Raw genomic sequence first — 25,101 nt, forward strand, 5'->3', positions numbered from 1 at the left:
GTGCGATCCTCGGTAGCTCAATGGTAGAGCGTCCGGCTGTTAACCGGATGGTTGCAGGTTCGAGTCCTGCCCGAGGAGCCAGGCCGTCCGAAAGGGCGGCCCTTTTTGCTTTTCTGGGGGCGCTGGGCTCCCCGCCGCCCGGTGGGATCCGGCGCCGCCGGCCCCCCCTGCATGGGTTTCCTGGGGTGGAGACACCCTAGGCGGGTGAAGAGCCATCAGCCTGCGCCCCAAGCCTCGTCCTCCGCCGCGCCCGACCGGGCGGGGGAGTCCCTCAGCCTCTGGGCCCTGGCCGCCCTCTGCAGCGTGCCCTTCGTCATGGTCCTGGGCAACTCCATGCTCATCCCCGTTCTGCCCGCGATGGGCCACGCCCTGGACGTGAGCCCCGTCCAGGTGGGGCTCTTGATCACGGCCTTCTCGGTGCCGGCGGGGCTCCTCATCCCCCTGGCCGGGGCCCTGGCCGACCGGTACGGCCGGAAGATCATCATGGTGCCCGCCCTGATGCTCTACGGCCTGGGCGGGCTCCTGGCGGGGGCGGCCGCCCTCTGGCTGGCCAAGCCGTTCCCCTACCTGTTGGGCGCCCGCATTCTCCAAGGGGTGGGGGCGGGGGGGACCTATCAGCTGGCCATGACCCTCACGGGCGATCTGCTTCCTCCGGGACGACGGGCCCGGGTCCTGGGGCTCTTGGAGACCTCCAACGGGGCCGGCAAGGTGGCCAGCCCTCTCTTGGGCTCCCTCCTGGGCCTGATCACCTGGTTCGCCCCCTTCTTCTTTTACGGGGCCCTGGCCATTCCCACGGCCCTGGCCGTATGGGCCCTGGTCCCCGAGGGCGCGGCCAAAGGGCAGCCCCTGGGCCAGTACTTTGCCGGGCTCAAGGCGGTGGCCCAGGAGAAGGGCGCCGGGCTCGCCGGGGCCTACCTGACCGGGGCGGTCAGTCTCTTTCTCCTCTTCGGAGCCCTGGCCACCTTCTCCGACCAGGCCGAGGCGGTCTACGGCTTGCGGGATCTTGGGAAGGGCCTGGCCCTGGCCGTACCCGTGACGGGTTCCGCCCTCTGCTCCTACGTGATGGGGCGCTGGCTGGCGGGCAAGCCCGAGCGGGTCCAGCCCGCGCTCCTGGTGGGACTGGGGCTCGCGGCGCTGGCCTTGGGCCTCATCCCCTTCGTCCACGGCCTCACCTGGCGGCTGATCGCCCTCCTCTTCCTGGGGGTGGGGGTGGGAACCGCCTTGACGCCGGCCAACACCGCCGTCACCGGCTCGGTGGACGCGGCCCGGCGGGGCGCGGTCACCTGCCTCTACGGCTCCATGCGCTTCTTCGGGGTGGCCATAGGTCCTCCGGCCTTCGGCCTGGCCGCGGGCGCGGGGTGGAGCCCCGCCGCCCTTTACGGGGTGGCGGCCGCCCTGGCCCTGGGGACGGCCACCGCGGTCGGTCTCGCCTTCCGCCCCGGCCGCCTCCTCACCCGGTGGCGGCAGGGTCCCGCCCCCGCCTGACGAACCTCTCCCCGACACCCACCGCGACCGTTGGGAGGGGACGAGGATGCGCATCTACACCCGCGGCGGTGATCGGGGCCAAACCTCCCTCTTCAAAGGCGGGCGGGTTCCCAAGAGCGCTCCCCGGGTTGAAGCGTACGGCGCCGTCGACGAGCTGAACGCCTGGCTGGGCCTGATCCGGGCCCAGGTGGCCCAGGTCCCTCTCCCCGAGGCGGACCGAGAGGCATGGGTCGCCTTCTTGGGCACCATCCAGGGGTGGCTCTTCCAGATGGGGGCGGTGCTCGCCACACCTCGGGCGGACGAGGGCCTGGTGCCGCCCTTCCCCGAGGAGGCCACCCGGGCCCTGGAGCGGGCCATCGATGGGCTGGAGGCGGCGCTGCCGCCCCTCCAGACCTTTATCCTGCCCGGCGGCACCCCTCTGGCCGCCCAGATTCACGTGGCCCGGACGGTCGCCCGCCGGGCCGAGCGACGGGTGGTCGCCCTCCACCAAGAGGAACCGGTGCCGGCGCCGGTCCTCACCTTCCTCAACCGGCTCTCCGACTACCTCTTCGTCCTGGCCCGGGCCGTCAACCGGGGGCTGGGGGCAGCCGAGGAGTCCTGGCGGCCCTGAACCCTCCTGCCGCCTCCAACCCCTGCCAGGCTTAGCGGAACTTCCTACAGGGTCTGGTCCACCCCAAGACGAAAGGCGCCCTAGTGGGATCCGGGCGCCAACCTGGATCCGCGGGGCCTGGGGGCCCGCCAGGCGGAGGTGCAGGTGTGCAGACCCGACGTTGGCTGTGGATGGAACGGCTCCTCTTGGGAGGGGGCCTGGTGCTCTTGCTGGTGGCGCTGGCCGTCTTGGGCCTCAACAGCTCCCGCCTCCCCACCCGGTGGGCGGAGGAGGCCCTGGCCCGGGCCCTGCCCGGGGTGGGCGTGGAGCTGGGGAGCGTCCGGCTGACGGGCCTGCGGGCCCTGGAAGCCACCGCCCTCCGGGTCGATCTGGACGGGGACGGGCGGCCCGATGTGCGGGCCGACCGGGTCACCCTTGGTTTCGACCTGCTGCGGGGCCTGGCCGGGAAGGACCTCTTGGGCGCCGTGGAACGGGTCACCATTTGGGGGGTCCACGCCCGGGTGGAGTGGCCCCAGGCGGCCAGCCCAGCCCCGTCCCCAGGCAGGACCGGCGGCCTGCCCTCGGGGCCCGACCGGCCGTCGGACCCCGCGGCGGGCTTCCTGGCCCGCCTGCCCGCAGGCCTGCTGGTCCAGATCCGTGAGGCGGACCTGACCTTGGCCGATGGCCAGGGGGAGCTGGTCCGGCTGGCCGGGGAGGCCACCCTGACCCGGGAGGACGAGGCTGACGGGCGTCTGGCGGGGAGCCTGGTGCTGGTGGACCAGGGGGGCAGCCGGCTCGCCGTGGAACTGGGCATCCCCGTGGAAGCGGGCGCCTGGTCAGGGACGTTCCAGCTAGCGGCCGATCTGGGCGCCCCCTGGGTGAGCCAGGTGCTGGCCCGGGTGGAGGGCTGGCCCCGGGGGATCGCCCTAACCGGTCCCGTCACGGTGGCCGGCACCCTCTCGGGTTCGGGCCCCTGGCCCCAGGTGGAGCTGGCGGCCGAGGGCGGCCCTGTCACCATCGCCACCCCCTGGGCCACCTACCCCATGGAGCAGCTCGAGGCGCGGGCCCGGTGGGCAGGCGGCCCCCTGATTCTGGAGGCCCTGAAGCTGAGGGACGGGCCCGCCGCCCTTGTGGCCGACGGGCAGCTCGACCCGAAAGGGCTTCAGCTGGCGGTGCGGGGGGAGCGGCTGCCCTTGGCCCGATACCTTCCGGTCCTGGAGGGGTACGTGGACGGCGAGGGAGCCCTGGAGGGCCATGTGGACGGGCCCTGGGGGGCCCTCCGCCTGGACGGCGTGGTGACCGCCCCCGTCGCGACGGTGATGGGCGGGGAGGTGGATGCCCTGGAGGCGGAGGTGGCCTGGGACCAGGGGCGGCTCCAGATCGCGCGGGCTGAAGTCCAGGCGGGCCCCGGGCGGCTCACCGCCTCGGGCTGGTGGCAGCCGGGCGAGGGGGGCGGCCAGCTGGCCGCCGACGTGACCAGCCAAGGCTTCCCCCTCCAGCTGCTGGCGCCCTTCCGGGCCTTGGGCCTGGCGGGCCGGGTGGACGGGCAGGTCCGCCTGGAGGGGCCCGTGGGGGATCCGGCCCTGACGGCCCAGCTGGCCAGCGCCCGGCTGGTGGCGGGGCCCGCCACCTTCGAAGAGGTGGCCGGCACCTTTGGCGGCACTTGGAGCCAGGTGCGGATCGAGGCCCTGGCGGGCCGCCGGGTGGGCGGCGGCCAGTACCAGGTGAGCGGCTGGGTGGGTCCCCAGGTGGGTGACGGGGGCTCCCCCGGGGCGGGGCTCGATGTGGAGCTCTACGTGGTGGATGAATCCCTGCCGGAGATGGCGGCCCTCTTGGGGTACCAGTTCCCCTCCTACCTGCTGGCGGGCCGGTTCGACGGCCGGGCCCGGTTGGAGGGCTCCCTGGCCGCGCCGGCGGGCTCGGCCCGGCTGGAGCTGAAGGACAGCCCCCTTCTGGGCGAGGAGCTGGTCACCCAGCTGGACCTCCGCTTCGGCGACGGGGCCGTCCGGGTGGAGCGGGTCCGGCGGCACCCTCTGCGGACGGGCTTGGACAGTTGGGTGCCCTCCTAGGGTTGTCACCTTTTTGACACACCTTTGGGGTAGAATGGCGGCAAACCTCGCGGCCTGCCGCCGGAAGAGGCGAGGTGGTCCTCTGGATCGGGTCTTGGTCGTCGACGACGATCCCCATGTGTGCGAGCTGGTCACCCTCTACCTGCGCCGGGAGGGCTTCGAGGTCACCTGCCGGCACGACGGCCGGAGCGGGTTGGAGGAGGCCCTGAGCGGCCGGTACCAGATGCTCATCTTGGATCTGATGCTCCCCGAGATGGACGGGTGGGAGGTCTGCCGTCGGGTGCGGGCCCAAAGCTCCCTGCCCATCCTCATGCTCACCGCCCGGGATGACGACATGGAGAAGATCCTGGGCTTGGAACTGGGGGCCGACGATTACGTGACCAAACCCTTCAACCCCCGGGAAGTGGTGGCCCGGGTGAAGGCCATCCTCCGCCGGGTGCGGGAAGGGGATGAGGCCCGGGAGCGTCTGGTCTTTCCGGGGCTGGTCATCGACCACGACGAGCACCGGGTCCTCCTGGACGGGACCCCCGTGGCCCTCACCCCCCGGGAGTTCGATCTCCTCTGGGAGCTGGCGAGGGCCTCAGGGCGGACCCTCACCCGGGATCAGCTCTTGGAACGGGTGTGGGGGTTCGACTTCTACGGGGACGAGCGGACAGTCGATGTCCACATCAAGCGGCTGCGGCGAAAGATCGAGCCGGCCGGCAGTCCCCGGCGGTACATCCACACGGTCTGGGGGGTGGGCTACCGCTTCGAGCCCCAGGAGGTGGATGACGCGGAGAGGGCCGATGGTTCATGCGCACCGTCTTCGGCAAGCTCCTAATCCATGAGGTCCTCCTCATCGTGGTGACCATGGCCATCCTGGCCTTCGGCGTGGGCTACTTTGCCCAGGACTACTTCTTCGCGGAACGCCGCCGGGAGCTGGAGAGCCAGGCCCAGGTCCTGGCCGCGCTCATCGCCAACGGGGCCCTCCTCCGGGCCGATCCCGAGACGGCCCACTTCCTCCTGGAAACCGTGGACCGGATGGCCGACGCCCGGGTCTGGGTGGTCAACGAGCAGGGCCTGGTCCTCCTCACCTCTCTCCGCCACACCCGCTGGGAAGGCTTCCGTTTGGGCCCCAACGAGCTCCGTCACGTCCGGACGGGACGGCTGGTCAGCCGGGTGGGCTTGGTGCCCGACCTCTCCGAACCCACCTTCTCCGTCGCCGCCCCCGTCATCGTCCAGGGACGGGTGGCGGGCGCGGTCTTGCTCCACGCACCGGTCAGCGGTCTCATGGCCGCGGTCCGGGGGATCCGAAGCCTCATCCTCTCCGCCTCCCTGGTCGCTCTCACCCTGGCCCTCCTCCTGGCCTTGTACGGCTCCCGGCGGATCACCCGCCCGGTCCGCCAGATGATGGCGGCCGCCCAGGCCATGCGCCAGGGCCGGTTCGACCAGCGGATCGACGTGGAAGATGAGGATGAGATCGGCCAGCTGGCCCGAACCTTCAACCAGCTCACCCGGGAGCTGGGCCTCACCATCGACGCCCTCACCCGGGAGAAGCGGCAGCGGGAGTCCATCGTTCGGAGCATGAGCGAGGGGCTCCTGGCCGTGGATGTGCGAGGCCACCTCCTCCTCAGCAACCCCCAGGCCCAAGAACTGCTCCACCTGCCCGACGGGGCCGAAGGCCGGCCCGTCGACCAGCTCCTGCCGCCCGAGTGGCTCGCCCTCTTCCGGCGCTGCCTGGCCGACGGGACCACCCTGGAGGACATCCGCCTGGAGGGGGACCGCTACCTCCGCCTGCGGGTGGCCCCCATCACGGGCGACGAGCAGATCGGGGGCGCGGTGGGGCTGGTGGAGGACATCACCGAGCAGTACCGGATGGAGCAGATGCGGCGGGAGTTCGTCGCCGCCGTCTCCCACGAGCTGCGAACCCCCCTCACCTCCCTGCGGGGCTTCCTCCAGGCCATCCGGGAAGGGGTGGTCACTGAGCCCCGGGAGGTGGACCGCTACCTGGGCGTGATGCACGACGAGACCATGCGCCTCATCCGGCTGGTCAACAGCCTCCTGGACCTTTCTCGCATGGAAAGCGGCCAGGTCACCCTCCGCTGCCAGCCCCTGGTGCTGGCCCAGGTGGTGGAGGATGTCCTGGCCAGCATGCAGCCCCGGATTGAGGGCGAGGCGGTGCAGGTGGAGAACGAGGTGCCCGAGGACCTGCCGCGGGTCTGGGCCGATCGGGACCGCCTGGACCAGATCCTGATCAATCTGGTGGAGAACGCCATCCGGCATGCCGGGCGGCCCGGCCGGGTCCGGGTGAGCGCCTACTCCCGCCAAGACCAGGTGGTGACGGTGGTGGAGGACACAGGCCCCGGCATCCCCCCCGAAGCCCTCCCCTACATCTGGGACCGCTTCTACAAGGTGGACAAGGCCCGCACCGCCGACGGGTCGGGTACCGGCCTGGGCCTGGTCATCGTCCGCCAGCTGGTGGAACTCCACGGAGGCCGGGCCTGGGTGGAGAGCCAAGTGGGGCAGGGAAGCCGGTTCTCGTTCAGCCTGCCCACGGCCGCCGGCCCCGTGGACGCGGTGCCCAGCCGGTCTTGAGCCTGTCGTCACAAATCCGTCACAGGTTTGACCCGGAATGGACATACCCGCCTGATATCCTGAAGGTGCTCCAGAGAGAGAAGGAGGGCCTTCGGGTGGCACGGACCACACAGGCAGGCCAGAAAGGGTCAGGCCGTCGCTCCGGGGTCTTGGGACGGAACCGGCCCTGGACGCCCGACGGGGACATGGTGCTCGTGCAGCTGTACCAAGAAGGGTACTCCATCCGCGAGATCGGGGAGATCCTCAACCGGACCAGCCAGTCGGTGGGGCGCCGGCTGAGCCAGCTCCGGGCTCAAGGGTACCGGCTTCCCAAGGCCGAACACCGGGCTGAGGAGTACGCCTGGCCTTCGCGGATGGGTGTCGTTCACGGGCACCTGCCCTGACCCGTCCCTCCGCTCCGCCTTCTCGGGCCTGGCCCCATGGGGCGGCCAGGCCTCCTTCCTCTCCAGGCCGTGCAGTCCTCGCCGAGTTCGGCTCCCGGTCGCGTTAGGATCCCGCCGCCCTCGCCGGCTCGTGGCCCCGCTCCGCCATCTCCTCCCGGAGGGAGCGCCGGGCAACGAGGGCCGCCTTCACGCCGATGGCCAGCACGGGGCCCAAGAGAAGTCCCACAGCCCCGAAGAAGATGATCCCCCCGTAGATGGAAAGCAGAGTGGCCACCGGATGGATGCCGATGGCCGTCCCCAACAGCCGCGGCGTGGCCATCTGGCGGGTGAGGAAGATCCCCGCGTAGAGGATCAGGAGCCCCACCGCCTCGCCCAGCCGGCCGACGGCCAGGCTGATCACTGCCCAGGGGAAGATGACGATCCCTGGGCCGACGACGGGGATCAGGTCGAGGATGCCCAGGAGGAGGCCCAGGAGGGTCCAGTAGGGTGTGCCCATCAAGAAGAGGCCCACCATGGCCAGGGAGGTGGTCATGACGGCGATGAGCATGTTGCCGTGGAGGAAGCCGATCAAGTCCTCCAGGAGCCGCTCCTGGACCCGGCGGGCGGTCCGCTGGTGGCGGGCAGGCACGAGCTCCAGCAGGCTTTCCACCAGCTGCTCCCGGTCCCGGCTGAGGAAGTAGGCGGCCATGACCGTCAACACCGCGATGACCAGGAGGCTGGGCAGGCTGGAGAGGCCGGCCAGGAGCCGCTGGACCAGGCTCTGGATGAACGCCAGGGCCTGGCGGCTGAAGTTTTCCACGCCGGCGGTGACGTAGGCGCCGATCTCCGGCGGCAGGGCCTCCACCAGCTGGTTGATGGCGGCCATCGCCTCGCCGGTGAGGAGGATCATCTGGTCCCGCAGCTCCGGCGCATGGCTGACCAGGCTGATGAGATCCCCCACCAGGCGGATAAAGATGACCGAGATGAGAATGACGGCCACCAGGATCACCAAGGAGAGGACCAGCAGGACGGCCAAAGGGCGGGGCAGGCGGGCTTTCCGCTCCACCCAGCCCACCGCCGGGTCGATGAGCATGGCCAGGAGAAAGGCCATGAAGAAGGGGAGGAGGGTGGCCCCCAGAGGCGCCCGGTAGAGGACGGCCAGGACCACGCCGGCCAGGAGCAGCCAGGTTTTCGGCTGAAGGAGGCGTTCGACCACAGTTCACCGCCCTTCGCCATCGGTGGGAGCATTATACCATGCCCGTGGTGCCCCTTCCTAGGGCTTGTCCCGCGGCGCCCGCACCGGAGGCTACAGGCCCCAGGAGTAGTAGTTGAAGAGCCCCGCCAGCCGGAAGAAGGCGTTGGTGTAGAGCATCACCCCCACCGCGGCCACCAGGGTGCCGCTGGCCAGGGAGATCCACCGGCTGTGGCGGGTGAGGCGGGGGAGCCACTCCTGGAACCGGCCAATGAGGAGGGCCATGACCAGGAAGGGCAGCCCCATGCCCAGGGAGTAGGCGAGGAGCAGGATGACGCCCTGCCAGAGGGTTTGCTGGGTCCCGGCCAGGAAGAGGATGGAGGCCAGGGCGGGTCCCACGCAGGGGGTCCAGCCCGCGGCGAAGGCCATCCCGACGGGAAAGGCCCCCAGGGGCCCCCGGGGCAGGCGCCCCAGATCGAGCCGCCGCTCCTGGTCCAGGAAGGGCATGGGGACCAGCCCCGTCAGGTAGATGCCGAAGAGGATGACCAAAATCCCCGCGAGTTTGCGGATGACGTCCTGGTAGACGAGGAGCAGGCGGCCTAGAGCCGTCGCGGTGGCGCCGAAGGCGACGAAGACGAGGGTGAAGCCCAGGATGAAGAGCACCGCCCCCGCCAGCACCCGGTGCCGGAAGCGGCTGGCGCCGCCCCCCGCGCTCAGCTCCCCCAGGCTCAAACCCGAGAGGTAGCTCACATAGGCGGGAATCAGGGCCAGAACGCAGGGCGAGACCACCGACGCGGCCCCAGCCAGGAAGGCGATGGGGAGCCCGATCTCGGTCCCAGGCACAGAAATACCCCCCTCGGGTACCAACTCATCCCATTATAGCCCGAGGGGGGATGCCGCTTCAACCCTGCCCGGCGACGGGCGCCCGTTCCCGGGCGACGACGGCCACCGTGTCCCGGGCGATGACCACCTCTTCGTCGGTGGGGATGACATAGACGGGCACCCGGCTGGCGGGCGTGGAGATGAGGGCCTCGCCCTTGGCTTGGCGGTTGGCTTCCGGATCCAACTCGACGCCCAGGTAGGTCAGCCCGGCGCAGACCATCTCCCGGACCCGGGGTGAGTGCTCGCCGATCCCGGCGGTGAAGGCGATGGCGTCCACCCCATTGAGGGCCGCGGCGTAGGCGCCGATGTACTTCCGGATCCGGTAGGTGAACATCTCCAGGGCCAGGGCAGCGCCCTCATCGCCCTGCTCCGCGCCTGCCTCGATCTCCCGCATGTCGGAGGCGGTGCCCGAGATGCCCAGCAGGCCGCTGTGCTTGTTGAGCATGGCGTCCGCCTCGGCCAGCGACAGCTCCTCCCGGGCCATGATGTAGAGGAGTGCGCCGGCGTCCACGTCGCCGGACCGAGTTCCCATCATCAGGCCTTCCAGGGGGGTGAAGCCCATGGAGGTGTCGATGGAGTGGTCCCCCAGGACCGCGGCGATGCTGGCGCCGTTGCCCAGGTGGCAGGTGATGATCTTGGGCGTCCCTTCGCCGCCCAGGAGGGTCCGGACCCGCTCAGCCACGTACCGGTGGGACGAGCCGTGGAAGCCGTACCGGCGGACGGCGTACCGCTCGTACAGAAGCCGCGGGAGTGCGTACAGGTAGGCGTGCTGAGGCATGCGCGCGTGGAAGGCTGTGTCGAAGACGGCCACCTGCGGCACTCCCGGCAGGAGCCCTTCGGCCGCCTCGATCCCCGACAGGTTGTGGGGATTGTGGAGGGGCGCCAGCTCCGTCAGCTCCCGGATGGTCGCCTTCACCTCCGGCGTCACCAGGACCGACTCCTGGAAAGCCTCGCCCCCGTGGACCACCCGGTGGCCCACCGCGCCGATCTCGTCAATCCGCTCCAAGACGGCTGTGCCCCGTTCCTGGTCGGTGAGCAGGCGGAGCACCTGCTGAATGGCCGTGGTGTGGTCCAGGATCTCCTGCTGGAGCTGGTACGGCTCCCGCCCCGGAACCCGGTGGGTGACCAGCGCATCCTCCATGCCGATCCGCTCCACCTGGCCCGAGGCCAGGACCGTCTCCGCGGGCATGTCGTACAGCTTGTACTTCACCGACGAACTGCCCGAGTTCAGAACAAAAACCTTCACAGTGTCCACCCCCATGCCGGCTCTCCGGCCCCCTCCGGGTCATCCTCCCGTTCTGTGGCCTCACCCGTCGACCCGGCGTCCCTCTTCATCATAACGGAAAAAGCCTTGGCCTGTCTTGACACCCAGGTTGCCCGCCCGGACGTACTTCTTGAGCAGCGGGCACGGGCGGAACTTGACATCACCGTACTCCCGGAAGAGCCGCTCCATGGCCACCAGGACCGAATCCAAGCCCATGCGGTCCGCCATCTCCAAGGGCCCCATGCGGAAGCGGTAGCCCAGGCGCATGGCGGTGTCGATGTCCTCCGGCGAGGCGACCCCCTCCATGACGCAGTACATGGCCTCGTTGAGCAGGGGCATGATCAGCCGGGTGGTGACGTACCCGGGCGACTCGTAGACCTCCACGGGCACCTTGGCCGCCTTCTCCATCAGCGTCCGGGCCCGCTGGACGCTGGCCTCCGACGTGTGCAGGCCCCGGATGATCTCCACAATGGGCATCTCCGTCACCGGGTTGACGAAGTGCAGGCCCAGGACCCGCTCGGGGTGTTGGGTGACGGCCGCCAATTCGGTGATGCTCAAGGTGGAGGTGTTGCTGGCGAGAAGCTGCTCCGGCGATGATTGGGCGTCCAGCTGGCGGAAGAGCGCCTTCTTCACCTCGAGGTCTTCGGTGACCGCCTCGATCACCAGCTCCGCCGGGGCGACGGCCTCCAGCGAGAGGGTGGGCGAAATCCGCTTGAGGATCACCCGCTTCTCGGCCTCGGTGATCGCCCATTTCTCCAGACGTTGATCCAAGCGGGTCTCGATGGTCTCCATCGAGCGCTTGAGGGCCGCGCCATCCACGTCCACCAGGATCACATCAAAACCCTGCTGGGCGAGGTGCTGCGCGAGGCTCGTCCCCATCGTACCCGCACCCACCACTCCCACGCGCGGTGCTGCCACCCCGCTCCCTCCTGACAACCGTTGGTGTTTTCGATTGAGGCTGTTCCCTCACGGTCTTATTCTGTAGGTGCGCCCGCTCTCCCCTCCTGGGCTGAAGGAGATGGGGAGGGCTGGCACGAATCACGTGGGCAACGCCGGCCCGGATCATCTTGCCGCCCCCGAACCTGCTGACTTCGAGCCCCAGCCCTGGGAGGAGGTTGGTCGCGTGCCCCACGTCCGACCCTTTCGCGCCGTCCGCTACGACCCGGAGCGCGCCGGGCCCCTGGAGGCGGTTCTTGCGCCGCCCTACGACGTCATCGACCCGGACCTGCAGGATCGCCTCTACCGGCGGAGTCCCCAGAACATCGTGCGGCTCGTCCTGGGGAGGACCTTTCCCGGCGATGGGCCCACAAATAATCAGTATACCAGAGCGGCCGCGCTCTACCGCCGGTGGCGGCAGGCGGGGATCCTCCGCCTGGAGGCCGAGCCCGCCCTCTACCTCTACGCCCAGCGGTACCAGGTCGGAGATGGGGAGCGGCTCACTTGGGGATGGGTGGTCGCGGCCCAGGTGGAGGCCCTGGGTGCCGGGCGCTTCCTGCCCCATGAGGCCACCCTCCCCGGGCCCAAGGCCGACCGGCTCGCCCTCTGGAGCGAGACCCGGGCCATCTTCAGTCAGGTCTTCGGCCTGTACCACGCGCCCGATGAGGCGGAGCGGGCCCTGGCCTTCCGGCTGATGGCCGGCGAGCCCCTGGAGCGCTCCGTGGATGATGACGGGGTGGAGCACCAAGTCTGGGTCCTCCCCGCCGGCCCGGACCAAGCGCGGCTCATTGCCGCCCTGGCCCCCCAAACGGTCGTCTTGGCCGACGGCCACCACCGCTTTGAGACGGCCCTAGCTCTGGCTCAGGGCCCCTTGGGCCGCCTCCCCGGGGCGGGGAGGGTGCCCATGTGGCTCGTCAACACCGCCTTGGCCCCCGTCACCGTGCTGCCCACCCACCGGGTCTTGCTGGCGGCCGAGGGCCTCCCCTCGTGGGACGAGCTCCTCCGCCTGGCCCAGGACGCCTTCCAGGTGGAGCGGCTGCCGGGATCGCCCGAGCCGCAGGGCGGTGGGGCAGGGGAGCCGGCCGACGCCCAGACCGTCCACCTCCTGGGTCCCGATGGGACGGCGTGGCGGCTCAGGCCCCGCGCCCAGGCGTCGGGGGATCTGGCGGTGGTGGCTCTCCACCGAGAGCTCCTGGACCCCATCCTCCAGCGGGCGGGGGGAAGCCAGGCGGCGGGGGCCGAGCGGTGGCTCCGGTTCACCCACCAGGCGGGCGAGGCCCGGCGCTGGCTGGCGGAAGGGCGAGGGGTGGCCGCCTTCCTCCTCCCGGCCTTGGAAGGGGAGGCGGTTCGCCAGGCCGCGGTGACGGTGGGCCGGCTCCCCCAGAAGAGCACCTACTTCTACCCGAAGGCCCCCAGCGGTCTCCTCATCTATGACCTGGAGGAGAGTCTCGGGTAAGATGGTACAGGCAGGCCCGCGCCTGCCGGATCCGCCGCGGTAACAGGCGAGGAGGCATGCATGTGACCCAAACGCCCTGGCATCCCCAGATCGTGCAAGAAGCCCTGACCTTCGATGACCTCCTGTTGGTGCCGGCCTACTCGGAGGTTTTGCCCACCGAGGTTTCGACCGCCACCCGCTTCTCCAGGAACATCCGGCTGAACATTCCCATCGTCAGCGCCGCCATGGATACGGTGACCGAGGCCCGCATGGCCATCGCCGTCGCCCGGGAAGGGGGCATTGGCGTCATCCACCGGAACCTGCCCCCGGAGGTCCAGGCGGGCGAGGTGGACAAGGTGAAGCGGTCGGAGAGCGGCATCATCGTCGACCCCATCAGCCTCACCCCCGATCGCCCGGTGCGGGAGGCCCTGGACCTGATGGCCCGCTACCGGATCTCGGGGGTGCCCATCGTCGACGAGGAGAACTCCCTGGTGGGTATCCTGACCAACCGGGATCTGGTTTTTGAAGAGGATTTCGAGCAGCCCATCGCGCGGGTGATGACGCCCGCGGAGAAGCTGATCACCGCGCCGGTGGGCACCTCCCTGGAGGAGGCCAAGCGGATCCTCCACCGGCATAAGATTGAGAAGCTCCCCTTGGTGGACAAGGATTTCAAGCTGAAGGGGCTCATCACCATCAAGGATATTGACAAGGCCCGGAAGTACCCCCTGGCCGCCAAGGACGACAAGGGGCGCCTCCGGGTGGCGGCCGCCATCGGCACCGACGAGGGCGCCCGGGAACGGGCGGAGCTCCTGGTGGAGGCGGGCGTGGACGCCATCGTCTTGGACACGGCCCACGGCCACTCCCGCCGCGTCATCGAGATGGTCCGCTGGTTGAAAGAGCGCTTCGGCGACCGGGTGGACGTGGTGGCGGGCAACGTGGCCACCGCCGAGGGGGCTGAGGACCTGGCCAAGGCGGGCGCCGACGCCATCAAGACCGGCGTCGGTCCCGGCTCCATCTGCACCACCCGGGTGGTCTCGGGGGCGGGCATGCCCCAGATGACCGCCATCTGGGAGACGGTGCGGGCCGCCTCCAAGTACGGCCTCCCCGTTATCGCCGACGGGGGCATCCGCTACTCGGGCGACATCACCAAGGCCCTGGCCGCGGGGGCTGAATCGGTCATGCTGGGCGGTCTCCTGGCGGGGACCGACGAGAGCCCCGGCGAGGTTGAGATCCATCAGGGGCGGCGCTACAAGGTGTACCGGGGCATGGGCTCCATCGGGGCCATGCGGGCCGGGAGCCGGGACCGGTACTTCCAGGAGAAGGAGCGGAAGCTGGTCCCCGAGGGGATTGAGGGCCGGGTGCCCTACAAGGGCCCTGTGGCGGAGGTGATCTACCAGCTGGTGGGCGGCCTGCGGGCCGGAATGGGGTACGTGGGGGCGCCCGATCTGGAGACCTTGCGCCGGACGGCCCGGTTCGTGCGGGTGACCACGGCCAGCATCCGGGAGAACCATCCCCACGACGTGGAGATCGCCAAGGAGGCGCCCAACTACCAGCTGGAGCGGTAAGGCGGTGAGCAGGTGTCCGCCGGCTCACCGGGTGGGCGGCTTGGGAAGGGGGGAGCAGGGTGGCGGCGTGGCGGGTGGCCCGGGTGATGGGCATTCCCATCGAGATCCACGCCTCGTGGACCATTGTGTTCGCGTTCTTGGGGAGCAGCCTGAGCCTCGGCTACTTTCCCTTGGCCTACCCGGGGCAGAGCGGCCTGGTCTACGGCATTCTCGGCGTGGTGACCACCCTTCTGGTCTTCGCCTCCCTGCTCCTCCACGAGCTGAGCCACTCCCTGGTCGCCCGGGAGCACAACCTGCCCATCGCCCGCATCACCCTCTTCATCTTCGGGGGCGTGGCCCACGCCCGGGGGGAGCCTCCCGGTCCCCGGGCTGAGTTCCGGATCGCCATCGCCGGCCCCTTGGCCAGCCTCCTGGTGGCGCTGCTGGCCCGGCTCGTCCAGGAAGGGGCCCGGATCGGGGGGCTGGGGCAGGGTCTGGAGGCGGTGGCGGGTTACCTCTACGGGGTCAACCTAATGCTCGCTTTGGTCAACTTGGTCCCTGCCTTTCCCCTGGACGGCGGCCGGATCCTCCGGGCCCTCCTCTGGTCCCGCACGGGCAGCCTCCTCCGGGCCACCCGCTGGGCCGCCCGCCTGGGGCGCGGCTTCGCCCACCTGCTGATCCTGGCCGGGCTCTTCCTGGTCTTCTTTGGTCCCTGGCTCAACGGGCTCTGGTTCGTCTTCTTGGGCTGGTTCCTGCTCCAGGCGGCCCAGGGGAGCGAGGTCAACGTGGAGCTGACCGAGACCTTGCGGGGGCTGACGGTGGCCGACGTGATGGAGCCCCAGTTCCTGGCCGTCCGGCGGGAGATGCCCTTGGATCACTTCGTGGACCGGTACCTGACCCGGTCCAGCCAGGAGGTCTTCCCGGTGATGGATGGGGCCGTCCCCCTGGGTGTGGTGGGCCTGAGCGAGATCCGCCAGGTGGCCCGGGAGGAGTGGCCCCAGACCACGGTCCAGAGCGTCCGCCGGCCTCTGGAGCCCCTCCAGCTCGTGGCGCCCAGCCTGCCCGCCATGGAGGCGGCCCGCCGCCTGGCCGTGACCGGCACGCCCCTCCTGGTGGTGGAGGATGGCCAGCTGGTGGGCCTGGTGACCGCCCGCGGCCTGAGCCGCCTGATCGACATCCGGCGCGAGGTCTTGATGGCCCGCTGAGGCCCGCCAGGGCCCGGCGCCGAGCCCGAGGGGAGGATGAGCCTGTGGAGCTGATCCTGGGTGAGTACCGCCTTCCACTTGGCCAGCGCACCTATGTGATGGGGATCCTGAATGTGACGCCCGACTCCTTCTCCGACGGCGGCCAGTACCTGGACCCGGGCCGGGCGGTGGCTCGGGGTCTGGAGATGGTGGCCCAAGGGGCGGATCTGATCGATGTGGGCGGGGAGTCAACCCGCCCCGGGGCCGAGCCGGTCCCCGTGGAGGAGGAGCTCCGGCGGGTGATCCCCGTCATCCGCCGTCTCGCCCGGGAGGTCCGGGTGCCCATCTCCATCGACACCTACAAGGCCCGGGTGGCGGAGGCGGCCGTGGACGCAGGCGCCCGCCTCCTCAACGACATCTCCGCCGGCCGCTTCGACCCCGAGATGCCCCGGCTGGCCGCCCGGACAGGCCTCCCCTTGGTGGTCATGCACATGAAAGGGACCCCCCGGACCATGCAGGAGGCGCCCTGGTACGAGGATGTGGTGGGCGAGGTGGATCAGTTCTTCCGGGAGCGGATCCAGGCCCTGACCGAGGCGGGGGTGGCTCGGGAGCAGCTCATCCTCGATCCCGGCCTGGGCTTTGGCAAGCGGACCCAGGACAACCTGGTCCTGCTGGGCCAGCTGGGGCGGTTCCGCCACTGGGGCCTGCCCCTCCTGGTGGGCCCCTCCCGCAAGTCCTTCCTGGGCGAGGTCCTGGGCACGCCGCCCCAGGATCGCCTGGAGGGAACCCTGGCCGCGGTGGTGACGGCCGTGGTGCAGGGGGCCGACCTGGTCCGGGTCCACGACGTGGAGGCCATCGACCGGGCCCGGCGGGTGGTGGACGCGTTGGTCCGCGCCGATCCGGTCGCCGCGGCGGCCGCCCAGGGCGGGGAGAACCGATGAAGGAGCCGTCGCGGACCGCCGGAGTCCGCCGGGCCTTCCTGGGCCTGGGGTCCAACCTGGGGGATCGGCAGAGGTTCCTGGAGACGGCCCTGGCCCGGATCGACCAGCTCCCGGCCACCGCCCTCCGGCGGACCAGCAGCCTCTACGAGACGGAGCCGTGGGGTGGGGTGCCCCAGCCGGCCTACTTGAATCTGGTAGCGGAGATCGAGACGGGCCTGGGTCCCGAGGCTTTGCTGGCTGAGGTGTTGCGCATCGAAAGGGAGATGGGGCGGGTCCGCACCGTGCGTTGGGGCCCCCGGATCATCGACGTGGATCTGCTCTGGATGGAGGGCGAAGCGCGCCAGACGCCGGAGCTCACCCTTCCCCACCCGCGTCTGGTGGAGCGGGCCTTCGTCCTGGTCCCCCTGGCCGAGCTGGATGCCCACCTGCTGGTCCGAGGGCGCCCGGTGGCCGCCTGGCTCGCCGAGCTGCCCCGCTCCGAGGGGGATGTGGTCCGGGTGTCTGGGCCCCTCCGGCCGGGCTTCAGGTCTTGATGAACTGGTCCACGTTGAGGACGAAGACGGTGGCCCCGCCCGACTCGATCTCGATGGGCATGCTCACCGAGGTGGGCAGTTCCGGTGAGGGTTGGGGCAAGAGCCGCTTCTGCCGGGTGCAGATCCGCCGGATGGTGGTGAGCACGGGCTCCACCTGATCATCCTCCACCCCGATGAGGAGGGTGGTGTTGCCCCGCAGGAGGAACCCACCCGTGGAGGCGAGCTTGGTGGCCTGGAAGCCCTGCTCCACCAAGGAGTCCATCAAGGGGCTGGCGCTTTCGTCCTCGACCACCGCGAGGATCAGCTTCATGGTCATAACCCCTTTCCGCCCAGGGTGCCCCTCACCTATTGGCCGTCGAGCGGCCAGGCTCCTCCCCGGGCCCACCGTCGGGCCCTCTCTGATCGGGCAGGAATCTGTCCCCCAACAGGGAATAGATCTCAATACGCATCGTGGCAAGAGTGGCGCTTGCGGCTCTGGGAGGAAGGGGTCGACCGCTCGTGGAGCGAGCGTTCCGTGTCGTAGCAGCTGGCCTCATCGCCATGTTCATCCTCTTGGCCTGGGCGATCGTGGCCATTCCAGGCAGCCTCTTGGTCAAACTAATCCTGTTCTTCGTCCTCACCGCGTCCGCCTTCGGCATCACCCTGGTGATGACCACCGAGAGCCCGGTGGCCGATGCGGTCCTCAGGCCGCCCTGGGCTGACGAGGCGGCGGGCGGGCCCGCGCCCAGCGACGACGACGGGGCTGGGGCGCCGGCGGCCAAGCCCGTCCGGGCTCGGGCTCGACGGGCCGCCGAGGAGGGCGGCGACGGGGAGCCGGTTGGGGCCCCCGCGGCCGGGCGGGCCCAGGGCGATGAGGCTCCCGGCAGCTGAGGGCGGTTCGGTCCCGGCCCGGTCCGTGGGGCGCGTCTTGCCAGACGGAACAGGTCTTGCCGGCTGGCGATAATAGATGGTATTCTGACATAGAGTAGGGTGGACTCAATGCAGAGGTCTCCGGCTTGGCCGGAGTGGGCGCGGGCGACCGGACGCCCGCATCATCGTGGGCTGGATTGTGCCACGGTTCACATACTGGGGGCGAGTCGTCGTGGAGGCGTATCTGCCGGTCCTCATCTACTTGGGCGTGGCCGCGGCCGTTCCGCTGCTCATCACCGGTCTCATCGAGGCGATGGCCCGGCGCCGGCGCCCCCGGCACGATGACCCGCAGAAGTACCTCACCTATGAGAGCGGCTATCCCACCCCGCCCATCCCCGGGAGGATCCCCATCAAGTTCTACCTGATCGCCATGCTCTTTGTCGTCTTCGATGTGGAGGCGGCCGTCTTCTACCCGTGGGCCGTCAACCTGCGGGCACTGGGGGTCTTCGGCCTCTGGGAAGTGGTGGCCTTCGTCCTGGTGCTGGCGGTGGGCTACGCCTACGTCTGGAAGAGGGGGGGATTCCAGTGGAAGTGACCAACGAGCCGTTCTTGGTCACCCGGCTGGACCAGTTCGCGCGGTGGGCCCAGAAGTCATCCCTGTGGCCCCTCACCTTCGGCCTGGCCTGTTGTGCCATCGAGATGATGAACATGGTCTCCCCCCGATACGACGCCGCCCGGTTCGGCGCCGAGGTTTTCCGGGCGTCGCCCCGCCAGGCCGACCTGCTCATCGTCTCGGGGCGGCTCTCCCACAAGATGGTGCCGGTGATCCGGCAGATCTACGCGCAGATGCCGGAGCCCAAGTGGGTGGTGGCCATGGGGGCCTGCGCGTCCAGCGGCGGCATCTTCGACAACTACGCCATCGTCCAGGGTGTGGACCAGGTGATCCCCGTCGACGTCTACGTGCCCGGATGCCCGCCCACCCCGGACGCCGTCCTCCACGCGGTCCTCAGGCTTCAGGAGGAGATCGTCCAGGGGGACCCGCAGGCGGGGGTGATCCGCCGCCATGGGTGACCCGCGCGTCCGTCCCCCCGGGGCGCCGCCCGGAGGGGGGGCGGCCAGCCCCGCTCCCTGGCTGGAGGCGATCCTGGCCGCGGCCCCTGGCCAGGTGGAGCGGCTTGAACCTTGCTACGGCATCGAAAGCCTCCGGGTGGCGCCTACCGCCCTGCTGGCGGTCGCTGACTCGATCCGGGAGGCCGGCTTCACCATGTGCCTGGATGTGGGCGGGGTCGACTACCTGCCCCGGCAGCCCCGTTTCGAGGTGGTCTACCACTTCCTGGCCCTCCAGGGCGACGGCCGGCCCGAGCAGCCGCGACGCCTCCAGCTGCGGGTGCCCGTCCCGGAGGAGGCGCCGGAGGTGCCTTCCATCGCCCACCTCTGGCCTTCGGCCAACTGGGCTGAGCGGGAGGTGTATGACCTCTTCGGGATCCGCTTTACGGGCCACCCCGACCTGCGGCGGATCCTGATGCCCGATGACTGGGAGGGTCATCCCCTCCGGAAGGATTACCCCCTGCGGGGCCCCCGGGATCGGGCGGCGGCCACCTTGCCCCAGGGGGAGCAGTTCGATTTTCTCCAGGCCCGGCGGCCCCAGCCCCTGGCCCACGCCCGTGGGGGCTGGCGACCCGACCCGGGAGCCGGCGGCAGCGAGGCGGAGGGGAGGGATGGCCATGATGGCGCGGGAGCCTGAACCGTTGGCGCCCAGCCCTGCCGAGGGGACGGCCCGGCAGGAGGTGGAGGCTTTGGCCCTTGCCCCGCTCCCCAAGGACCAAGAGGCGCCGCTCGAGGAGCGGCTCACCCTCAGCATCGGCCCCCACCATCCCAGCACCCACGGGGTTCTCCGGGTGGTGGTGGAGCTGGAGGGGGAGACGGTGGTGAAGGCCACCCCCGAGATCGGGTTCCTCCATACGGGCATCGAGAAGAACGCGGAGTACCTCCTCTGGCAGCAGGCCATCACCGTCCTGGACCGGATGGACTACCTCTCGCCCCTCTCCAACAACCTGGGCTACGTTCTGGCGGTGGAGAAGCTCCTGGGCCTGGAGGTGCCCGAGCGGGCCCGGGTGGTCCGGGTGATCCTCGCGGAACTCCAGCGGATCGCCAGCCATCTGGTCTGGTTGGGAACCACCGCCCTCGATCTCGGTGCCCAGAGCGTCTACTTCTACGCCTTTGAGCTGCGGGAGGGGATCCTGGACCTCTTTGAGGAGGCCAGCGGGGCCCGGATGAACCCCAGCTACTTCCGGGTCGGGGGGCTGGCCCAAGACCTGCCCGAGGACTGGGAGGCGATGGCCCGGGCCTTCCTGGCCAAGTTCCCCAAGCGGATGGCCGAGTTCCGGGCCCTGTTGGATCGGAACCCCATCTGGATTGACCGGACCAAGGGGATCGGGGTGTTGACGGCCCAACAGGCCATAGCCCTGGGGCTGACGGGGCCCCTCCTGCGGGCGTCAGGCGTCAACTACGATGTCCGCCGGGCTTTCCCCTACTGCGGCTACGAGCGGTACGAGTTTGAGGTGCCCCTGGGGACCCAAGGGGACGCGTACGACCGGTACCTGGTCCGGATGCGGGAGATGGAGGAGAGCGCCCGCATCGTCGAGCAGGCTCTGGCTGAACTGGAGCCCGGGCCGGTGATGGTGGACGACCGGAAGATCGCCCTGCCGCCCAAAGAGGAGCTCAAGGTGAGCATGGAGGCGTTGATCCACCACTTCAAGCTGGTAGCCCACGGCTTCGAGGTGCCTGCGGGGGCCGTCTATCAGGCCATCGAGTCGCCCCGGGGCGAGATCGGCTTCTATGTCGTCTCCAGCGGCGGCACCAGGCCCTGGCGGGTTCGGGTCCGGCCGCCTTCGTTCTACAACGTGCAGGCCATCCCGGCCATGGCCGAAGGCCACCTGGTGGCCGACCTGGTGGCAATCCTGGCCACCATCGACCCTGTCTTTGGCGAGGTGGACCGATGATGGAGAAGCAGGCCGTGTCGTGGGTCGTGGAGCGGCACGAGGAGATCGAGGCCCTCATCAACCGGTATCCCGAACGGCGGTCGGCGGTCCTCCCCCTCCTGCACCTGGCTCAGGAGGCCCGGGGGTACCTGGCCACCGAGGATGTGGAGGCGGTGGCCGAGCTGGTCGGCATGACCCCCTCGGAAGTGACCGGCATCGTCTCCTTCTACTCCCTGCTCCACCGGCAGCCCCGGGGCCGGTACACCCTCACCCTTTGTCAGAACCTGCCCTGCGTGCTCGCGGGCGCGGAGGCCCTGGCCCAGCACCTGCGGCAGAGGCTGGGGATCGCGCCGGGTGAGACCACACCCGACGGGCTCTTGACCTTGGAGGAGACCCACGAGTGCCTGGCCGCCTGCGACGGGGCGCCGGTAGTGCAGGTGAACCTGGAGTACGCCACCCACATGACCCCCGAGAAGGTGGACCGGCTCCTGGAGGCCCTCCGGGCGGCCAGCCAAGAGGCGGCGGCCCCAGACGGGGAGGAGGATGATGCCGGTGGCCTTTGAACCGGTCCTCACCCGGGGCATCGGGGAGCTGGACCTGACGGACCTGAAGGTGTACCGGGCCCAGGGGGGCTACCAGGCCCTGGAGAAGGCCCTGCGGGAGCTGGCGCCCGGCGACGTGGTGCAGATGGTGACCGACTCGGGCCTCCGGGGCCGGGGCGGGGCCGGGTTCCCCGCCGGGAAGAAGTGGAGCTTCCTCCCCGACGACGGGCGTCCCCGGTACTTGGTCTGCAACGCGGACGAAAGTGAGCCCGGCACCTTCAAGGACCGGCTCTTGATCGAGCACCATCCCCACCAGCTGATCGAGGGCATCGTCCTGGCCGCTTATGCGGTCCAGGCGGTCCAAGCCTTCATCTACCTGCGGGGCGAGTTCCTGGAGGGGTACCGGGTGCTCCAGCGGGCGTTGGCCCAGGCCCGGGATGCAGGATACGTGGGCCGGAACATCCTGGGGAGCGGCTTCGATCTGGAGATCGTCGTCCACCGGGGCGCCGGCGCGTACATCTGCGGCGAGGAGACGGGACTCCTCTCCTCGCTGCAGGGGGGCCGGGGCGAGCCCCGGCTGAAGCCTCCCTTCCCGGCGGTGGCGGGCTTGTACGGGATGCCCACGGTGGTCAACAACGTGGAGACCCTCTCGTGCGTGCCCCACATTGTCGCCCGGGGTCCCGAGTGGTTCCGCTCCATCGGCCCCGAGACGAGCCCGGGGCCCAAGATCTTCTCCGTCTCGGGCCACGTGGTCCGGCCCGGCAACTACGAGCTTCCCATGGGGGTGCCCCTGGCGGAGCTGATCTTCGAGCATGCGGGGGGCCTCCGGCCGGGCCGGCGGGTGAAGGCGGTCCTCCCGGGCGGGGGCTCCTCCCCGGCCCTAACCGCCGACCACCTGGACGTGCCCCTGGATTTCGATTCGGTCGCCCAGGCCGGCTCCATGCTGGGCTCAGGCGCGGTCATGGTCCTGGACGACACCACCTGTATCGTGAAGGCAGCCTACGTCCTGGCCCGGTTCTTTGCCGCCGAATCCTGCGGCCAGTGTACCCCCTGCCGGGAGGGGACCAGCTGGGTGGCCCGGATCCTGGGCCGGATCGAGGCGGGGCAGGGCCGGCCGGAAGACCTGGAGGTCTTGAAGAGCCTGCCCGGGCAGATGGCCGGGCGGACCATCTGCCCCTTCTCCGATGCCTCTGTCGGTTTTCTCAGCTCCACCCTCATCCACTTTGAGGACGAGTACCTGGCCCACATCGAGCGGGGGGCCTGCCAGGTTCGGGAGGTGCGTTCGGCGTGAGCGGCGAGCGGGTCAGCCTCACCATCGACGGCCGGGCCGTGCAGGTGCCGCCGGGAACCCTGGTGCTCGATGCGGCGCGCCAGGCGGGCGTGGAGATTCCCGTCTTCTGCTCGCACGACCAGCTGGATCCCGTGGCGGTCTGCCGGATCTGCCTGGTGGAGGTGGAAGGGTCCCGGAAGTTGGTCCCCGCCTGCAGCGAGCGGGTGCGGGAGGGGATGGTGGTCCGGACCGACACCCCCCAGGTGGCCGAGGCCCGGAAGAGCGTTCTGGAGTTCCTCTTGATCAACCACCCCCTCGACTGCCCTGTTTGCGATAAGGGCGGGGAGTGTGATCTCCAGGACCTGACCTACCAGTACGGGCCCGCCTTGAGCCGGCTGGCCGACGCCAAGATGCGCAAGCCCAAGGCGGTGGACCTGGGGCCTTTCATCGTCCTGGACGAGGAGCGGTGCATCCTCTGCCGGCGATGCACCCGCTTCGACCACCAGGTGGCCCAGGAGCGGACCCTGGTGGTGGGCCAGCGGGCCCATGAGGCCCTCATCACCACTGCCGAGGGGGTGCCCTACGCCTCGGTCTTCTCCGGCAACACCATCGAGCTCTGCCCCGTGGGGGCCCTCACCTCCAAGTTCTACCGCTTCCGGGCCCGGCCCTGGGACCTGGTCCGGGTGGATGAGATCTGCCACGGCTGCCCCGTGGGCTGCCATATCCAGCTTCACTTCCGGGCCAACGTGGAGGGGGCCCGGCTCGAGCGGGTGGTGAGCCGCCCCTTTGAGCCCATCGATGACGGTTGGCTCTGCGACCGGGGGCGGTTCAACTACGGCTTCGTCCAGTCGCCCGAACGGATCGCCCAGCCCCTGGTCCGCCCCCTGGGGGCGCCCCGGGGCACCCTGGTCCCCACCAGCTGGGAGGAGGCCTTCCGGCGGGTGGTGGGCCGCCTCCAGGAGGTGCTGGCCACCCAGGGACCCCAGGGGGTGGGCTTCATCGGCGGCGGCCGCCTGACCAACGAGGAGGCCTACCTCCTCCAGCGCCTGGCCCGGCAGGTGGTGGGCACGGAGAACGTCGATCACCGGGTGGCCGGTGAAGCGGCCGCCTCCCTCGATGTGGCTCCGGGCCGGATCACCGACCTGGACCGGGCGGCGGTCATCCTGGTGGTGGGGGCCCATCCGGGCCAGAGCGCGCCGGTGGTCGACCTGCGGATCCGGCGGGCGGCGGCCCGCCAGGGCGCCCTCCTCCTCACTCTGGGTCCCGTCGATCCGGAGCTGCGGGTGCCGCACCAGTTCCTGCCCGCGGCGCCGGGCCACCTGGCCGACAGGCTGGAGGCCCTCGCCCAAAGCTTGGCAGGCGGCGGGGAAGGCGTGCCGCCCCGGGTGGCCCAGGAGCTCCACGAGCGGGAGGGCTTGCTGGTCGCCCTCTGGGACGGCCGGGAGGCGGCGGCCGGCCGGGCCCTGGCCGCGTTCCTCCAGACCTGGCAGGCCCAGGGGCGGGAAGCCAGGCTGCTGGTGGTGGGCGATCAGGCCAACAGCCGGGGGGCGGAAGCCGCGGGCCTGCGGCCCGACCTCCTGCCCGGCTACCGGCTGGCGGCCGATCCCGAGGCCCGCCGGCAGGCGGGGCTGGCGCCCGAGCCGGCGGCTCCGGGGCTCTCCACCCAGGCCATGCTGGAGCACGCGGTTGCGGGCCGGCTGGGCTTCCTCTACCTGGTGGGGGCCAACCTGGTGGAGACCTTCCCCGACCGGGCCCTGGCGACGGCGGCCCTCGAGAGCGAGGCCTTCGTGGTCGTCCAGGACCTCTTCCTGACGGAGACTGCCCGCCTGGCGGACGTGGTCCTGCCCGCCGCTCCCTTCACCGCCCGCGCGGGCCACCTGACCAACCTGGAGGGCCGGGTGCAGGCGACAGGCCCCCGGAGCACCGACCCGGCCGCGGGGCTCCCGGTGGAGGCCTGGACCGACGGCCAGATCTTCGAGCACCTGGGGGAGGCCCTCCAGGGCCGGCCCCTGGTGGCGGGGGCGGGGGAGCTGGCGACGGCCTTGGCCGCGGCCGGTCTGGGCTCTGGAACCTTCGCCGGCGCCCTGCCGGTGGCCCTGTTGCACGAGGCGTCGGACGGGAGCCCGACACCCTCGGGTTCTGGCGAAGGCTTGGTCGCCGCCCCCTTGCCGACCATCCACGGCGGCGGGGGCACCAGCCGCTTCGACCGGGCGTACGGGGAGCGGCGGCCCCTAGCGGCGGTGGTCTACCTCAACCCGGAGGATGCCCAGCGCTGGGGCGTCGTGCCGGGCGACCGGGTGGGGCTGGAGGCAGGGGATGGGGTGGTGGAGGCGGAGGTCCAGGTCACCCGGCGGGTGATGGCGGGGGTCCTGGGGGTCCCCCGGGGGGTACCAGGTCTGGCCTGGAACCGCCTGACGGGCGCGGGCCGGGTGCGGGTCCGGGGCCGGCTCCTGGAGGAGGTGGGCTGAG

The 25,101-nt window shown here is 70.7% G+C and carries 24 protein-coding genes and 1 tRNA gene; 20 read left to right on the top strand and 5 right to left on the bottom strand.

The window, feature by feature from the left end; translation table 11 throughout:
* The first annotated feature begins 6 nt into the window (after window positions 1-6).
* The 7 genes from FWJ67_RS00285 (at window position 7) to FWJ67_RS00315 (ending at window position 7,100) form a co-directional block, all read left to right on the top strand.
* Window positions 7-81: transfer RNA gene (locus FWJ67_RS00285), tRNA-Asn, on the top strand.
* A 123-nt stretch (window positions 82-204) separates the two neighbouring features.
* Window positions 205-1,485: an MFS transporter gene (locus FWJ67_RS00290; RefSeq protein ID WP_414482513.1), complete on the top strand. Its 1,281-nt coding sequence runs from the start codon at window positions 205-207 to the stop codon at window positions 1,483-1,485.
* Window positions 1,486-1,531: 46 nt separating this feature from the next.
* A complete protein-coding gene (locus FWJ67_RS00295; protein WP_304173802.1) occupies window positions 1,532-2,095 on the top strand; it encodes a cob(I)yrinic acid a,c-diamide adenosyltransferase in 564 nt (187 codons plus the stop codon).
* A 146-nt stretch (window positions 2,096-2,241) separates the two neighbouring features.
* On the top strand, window positions 2,242-4,143 hold the full coding sequence (locus FWJ67_RS00300) for a hypothetical protein (RefSeq protein ID WP_414482514.1): 1,902 nt from the start codon (window positions 2,242-2,244) through the stop codon (window positions 4,141-4,143).
* A 34-nt stretch (window positions 4,144-4,177) separates the two neighbouring features.
* The gene (locus FWJ67_RS00305) at window positions 4,178-4,963 is read left to right on the top strand and encodes a response regulator transcription factor (RefSeq protein WP_414481818.1); all 786 of its coding nucleotides are present in this window, start codon (window positions 4,178-4,180) and stop codon (window positions 4,961-4,963) included.
* Entirely contained in the window at window positions 4,936-6,717 is a 1,782-nt protein-coding gene (locus tag FWJ67_RS00310; RefSeq protein WP_414482515.1) for an ATP-binding protein, read from the top strand. The genes FWJ67_RS00305 and FWJ67_RS00310 overlap by 28 nt, the downstream gene beginning before the upstream one ends.
* 95 nt (window positions 6,718-6,812) lie before the next feature.
* On the top strand, window positions 6,813-7,100 hold the full coding sequence (locus tag FWJ67_RS00315; protein WP_304173810.1) for a hypothetical protein: 288 nt from the start codon (window positions 6,813-6,815) through the stop codon (window positions 7,098-7,100).
* A 103-nt stretch (window positions 7,101-7,203) separates the two neighbouring features.
* On the opposite strand, the gene ytvI is transcribed toward FWJ67_RS00315, so the two are convergent.
* The 4 genes from ytvI to FWJ67_RS00335 all read right to left on the bottom strand — a co-directional run bounded on the left by ytvI (window position 7,204) and on the right by FWJ67_RS00335 (window position 11,335).
* Complete coding sequence (gene ytvI, locus FWJ67_RS00320) at window positions 7,204-8,295, bottom strand: sporulation integral membrane protein YtvI (protein WP_304173812.1); 1,092 nt, start codon at window positions 8,293-8,295, stop codon at window positions 7,204-7,206.
* Window positions 8,296-8,385: 90 nt separating this feature from the next.
* Window positions 8,386-9,114 (bottom strand): cytochrome c biogenesis CcdA family protein, encoded by a 729-nt coding sequence (locus tag FWJ67_RS00325; protein WP_304173814.1) that lies wholly within the window; start codon window positions 9,112-9,114, stop codon window positions 8,386-8,388.
* A 58-nt stretch (window positions 9,115-9,172) separates the two neighbouring features.
* The gene (locus tag FWJ67_RS00330) at window positions 9,173-10,414 is read right to left on the bottom strand and encodes an acetate/propionate family kinase (RefSeq protein WP_414481817.1); all 1,242 of its coding nucleotides are present in this window, start codon (window positions 10,412-10,414) and stop codon (window positions 9,173-9,175) included.
* A 45-nt stretch (window positions 10,415-10,459) separates the two neighbouring features.
* Entirely contained in the window at window positions 10,460-11,335 is an 876-nt protein-coding gene (locus FWJ67_RS00335; RefSeq protein ID WP_304173818.1) for a 3-hydroxyacyl-CoA dehydrogenase family protein, read from the bottom strand.
* Window positions 11,336-11,540: 205 nt separating this feature from the next.
* Here FWJ67_RS00335 and FWJ67_RS00340 point away from each other — a divergent pair, with 205 nt between their 5' ends.
* From FWJ67_RS00340 to folK, 5 genes are all read left to right on the top strand, one after another.
* On the top strand, window positions 11,541-12,809 hold the full coding sequence (locus FWJ67_RS00340) for a DUF1015 domain-containing protein (RefSeq protein WP_414481816.1): 1,269 nt from the start codon (window positions 11,541-11,543) through the stop codon (window positions 12,807-12,809).
* Between the two features lie 62 nt (window positions 12,810-12,871).
* The gene (gene guaB / locus FWJ67_RS00345; protein ID WP_304173821.1) at window positions 12,872-14,353 is read left to right on the top strand and encodes an IMP dehydrogenase; all 1,482 of its coding nucleotides are present in this window, start codon (window positions 12,872-12,874) and stop codon (window positions 14,351-14,353) included.
* Window positions 14,354-14,412: 59 nt separating this feature from the next.
* On the top strand, window positions 14,413-15,537 hold the full coding sequence (locus FWJ67_RS00350) for a site-2 protease family protein (RefSeq protein ID WP_304173822.1): 1,125 nt from the start codon (window positions 14,413-14,415) through the stop codon (window positions 15,535-15,537).
* Between the two features lie 44 nt (window positions 15,538-15,581).
* A complete protein-coding gene (gene folP, locus FWJ67_RS00355; RefSeq protein ID WP_304173823.1) occupies window positions 15,582-16,457 on the top strand; it encodes a dihydropteroate synthase in 876 nt (291 codons plus the stop codon).
* Window positions 16,454-16,990: a 2-amino-4-hydroxy-6-hydroxymethyldihydropteridine diphosphokinase gene (gene folK, locus FWJ67_RS00360; protein ID WP_304173824.1), complete on the top strand. Its 537-nt coding sequence runs from the start codon at window positions 16,454-16,456 to the stop codon at window positions 16,988-16,990. The genes folP and folK overlap by 4 nt, the downstream gene beginning before the upstream one ends.
* Here folK and FWJ67_RS00365 read toward each other — a convergent pair.
* Window positions 16,980-17,300, bottom strand: coding sequence for a cyclic-di-AMP receptor (locus FWJ67_RS00365; RefSeq protein ID WP_304173825.1), 321 nt, complete (start codon window positions 17,298-17,300; stop codon window positions 16,980-16,982). The two genes, folK and FWJ67_RS00365, sit on opposite strands and share 11 nt — an antisense overlap.
* A gap of 188 nt (window positions 17,301-17,488) precedes the next feature.
* Here FWJ67_RS00365 and FWJ67_RS00370 point away from each other — a divergent pair, with 188 nt between their 5' ends.
* The 8 genes from FWJ67_RS00370 (at window position 17,489) to nuoG (ending at window position 25,100) form a co-directional block, all read left to right on the top strand.
* Complete coding sequence (locus tag FWJ67_RS00370) at window positions 17,489-17,860, top strand: hypothetical protein (RefSeq protein ID WP_304173826.1); 372 nt, start codon at window positions 17,489-17,491, stop codon at window positions 17,858-17,860.
* A gap of 211 nt (window positions 17,861-18,071) precedes the next feature.
* Window positions 18,072-18,434 (top strand): NADH-quinone oxidoreductase subunit A, encoded by a 363-nt coding sequence (locus FWJ67_RS00375; protein WP_304173827.1) that lies wholly within the window; start codon window positions 18,072-18,074, stop codon window positions 18,432-18,434.
* Entirely contained in the window at window positions 18,425-18,910 is a 486-nt protein-coding gene (locus FWJ67_RS00380) for an NADH-quinone oxidoreductase subunit B (protein WP_369686577.1), read from the top strand. Before FWJ67_RS00375 ends, FWJ67_RS00380 begins: the two co-directional genes overlap by 10 nt.
* Window positions 18,903-19,583 carry an NADH-quinone oxidoreductase subunit C gene (locus FWJ67_RS00385; RefSeq protein ID WP_304173828.1) on the top strand — a complete coding sequence of 227 codons (681 nt, stop codon included), beginning with the start codon at window positions 18,903-18,905 and terminating at the stop codon, window positions 19,581-19,583. The genes FWJ67_RS00380 and FWJ67_RS00385 overlap by 8 nt, the downstream gene beginning before the upstream one ends.
* Window positions 19,558-20,841, top strand: a complete 1,284-nt coding sequence (gene nuoD / locus FWJ67_RS00390; protein WP_414481815.1) for an NADH dehydrogenase (quinone) subunit D — start codon at window positions 19,558-19,560, stop codon at window positions 20,839-20,841. Before FWJ67_RS00385 ends, nuoD begins: the two co-directional genes overlap by 26 nt.
* Window positions 20,841-21,383, top strand: coding sequence for a complex I 24 kDa subunit family protein (gene nuoE / locus FWJ67_RS00395; protein ID WP_304173830.1), 543 nt, complete (start codon window positions 20,841-20,843; stop codon window positions 21,381-21,383). Before nuoD ends, nuoE begins: the two co-directional genes overlap by 1 nt.
* Window positions 21,367-22,653 (top strand): NADH-quinone oxidoreductase subunit NuoF, encoded by a 1,287-nt coding sequence (nuoF, locus tag FWJ67_RS00400; protein WP_369686578.1) that lies wholly within the window; start codon window positions 21,367-21,369, stop codon window positions 22,651-22,653. Before nuoE ends, nuoF begins: the two co-directional genes overlap by 17 nt.
* A complete protein-coding gene (nuoG, locus tag FWJ67_RS00405; RefSeq protein WP_414481814.1) occupies window positions 22,650-25,100 on the top strand; it encodes an NADH-quinone oxidoreductase subunit NuoG in 2,451 nt (816 codons plus the stop codon). Before nuoF ends, nuoG begins: the two co-directional genes overlap by 4 nt.
* The last annotated feature ends 1 nt before the right edge of the window (window position 25,101 follow it).

The organism is Limnochorda sp. (assembly GCF_047459355.1).
Taxonomy (GTDB): Bacteria; Bacillota; Limnochordia; order Limnochordales; family Limnochordaceae; genus Limnochorda.

Bases quoted from the DNA above. Each gene is read 5' to 3' on its own strand.
- FWJ67_RS00295 (WP_304173802.1), top strand. From the start codon at position 1,532: ATGCGCATCTACACCCGCGGCGGTGATCGGGGCCAAACCTCCCTCTTC.
- FWJ67_RS00305 (WP_414481818.1), top strand. From the start codon at position 4,178: ATGGCGGCAAACCTCGCGGCCTGCCGCCGGAAGAGGCGAGGTGGTCCT.
- FWJ67_RS00310 (WP_414482515.1), top strand. From the start codon at position 4,936: ATGCGCACCGTCTTCGGCAAGCTCCTAATCCATGAGGTCCTCCTCATC.
- FWJ67_RS00330 (WP_414481817.1), bottom strand. From the start codon at position 10,414: ATGGGGGTGGACACTGTGAAGGTTTTTGTTCTGAACTCGGGCAGTTCG.
- folK (WP_304173824.1), top strand. From the start codon at position 16,454: ATGAAGGAGCCGTCGCGGACCGCCGGAGTCCGCCGGGCCTTCCTGGGC.
- FWJ67_RS00365 (WP_304173825.1), bottom strand. From the start codon at position 17,300: ATGAAGCTGATCCTCGCGGTGGTCGAGGACGAAAGCGCCAGCCCCTTG.
- FWJ67_RS00385 (WP_304173828.1), top strand. From the start codon at position 18,903: ATGGGTGACCCGCGCGTCCGTCCCCCCGGGGCGCCGCCCGGAGGGGGG.
- nuoD (WP_414481815.1), top strand. From the start codon at position 19,558: ATGGCCATGATGGCGCGGGAGCCTGAACCGTTGGCGCCCAGCCCTGCC.
- nuoE (WP_304173830.1), top strand. From the start codon at position 20,841: ATGGAGAAGCAGGCCGTGTCGTGGGTCGTGGAGCGGCACGAGGAGATC.
- nuoF (WP_369686578.1), top strand. From the start codon at position 21,367: ATGCCGGTGGCCTTTGAACCGGTCCTCACCCGGGGCATCGGGGAGCTG.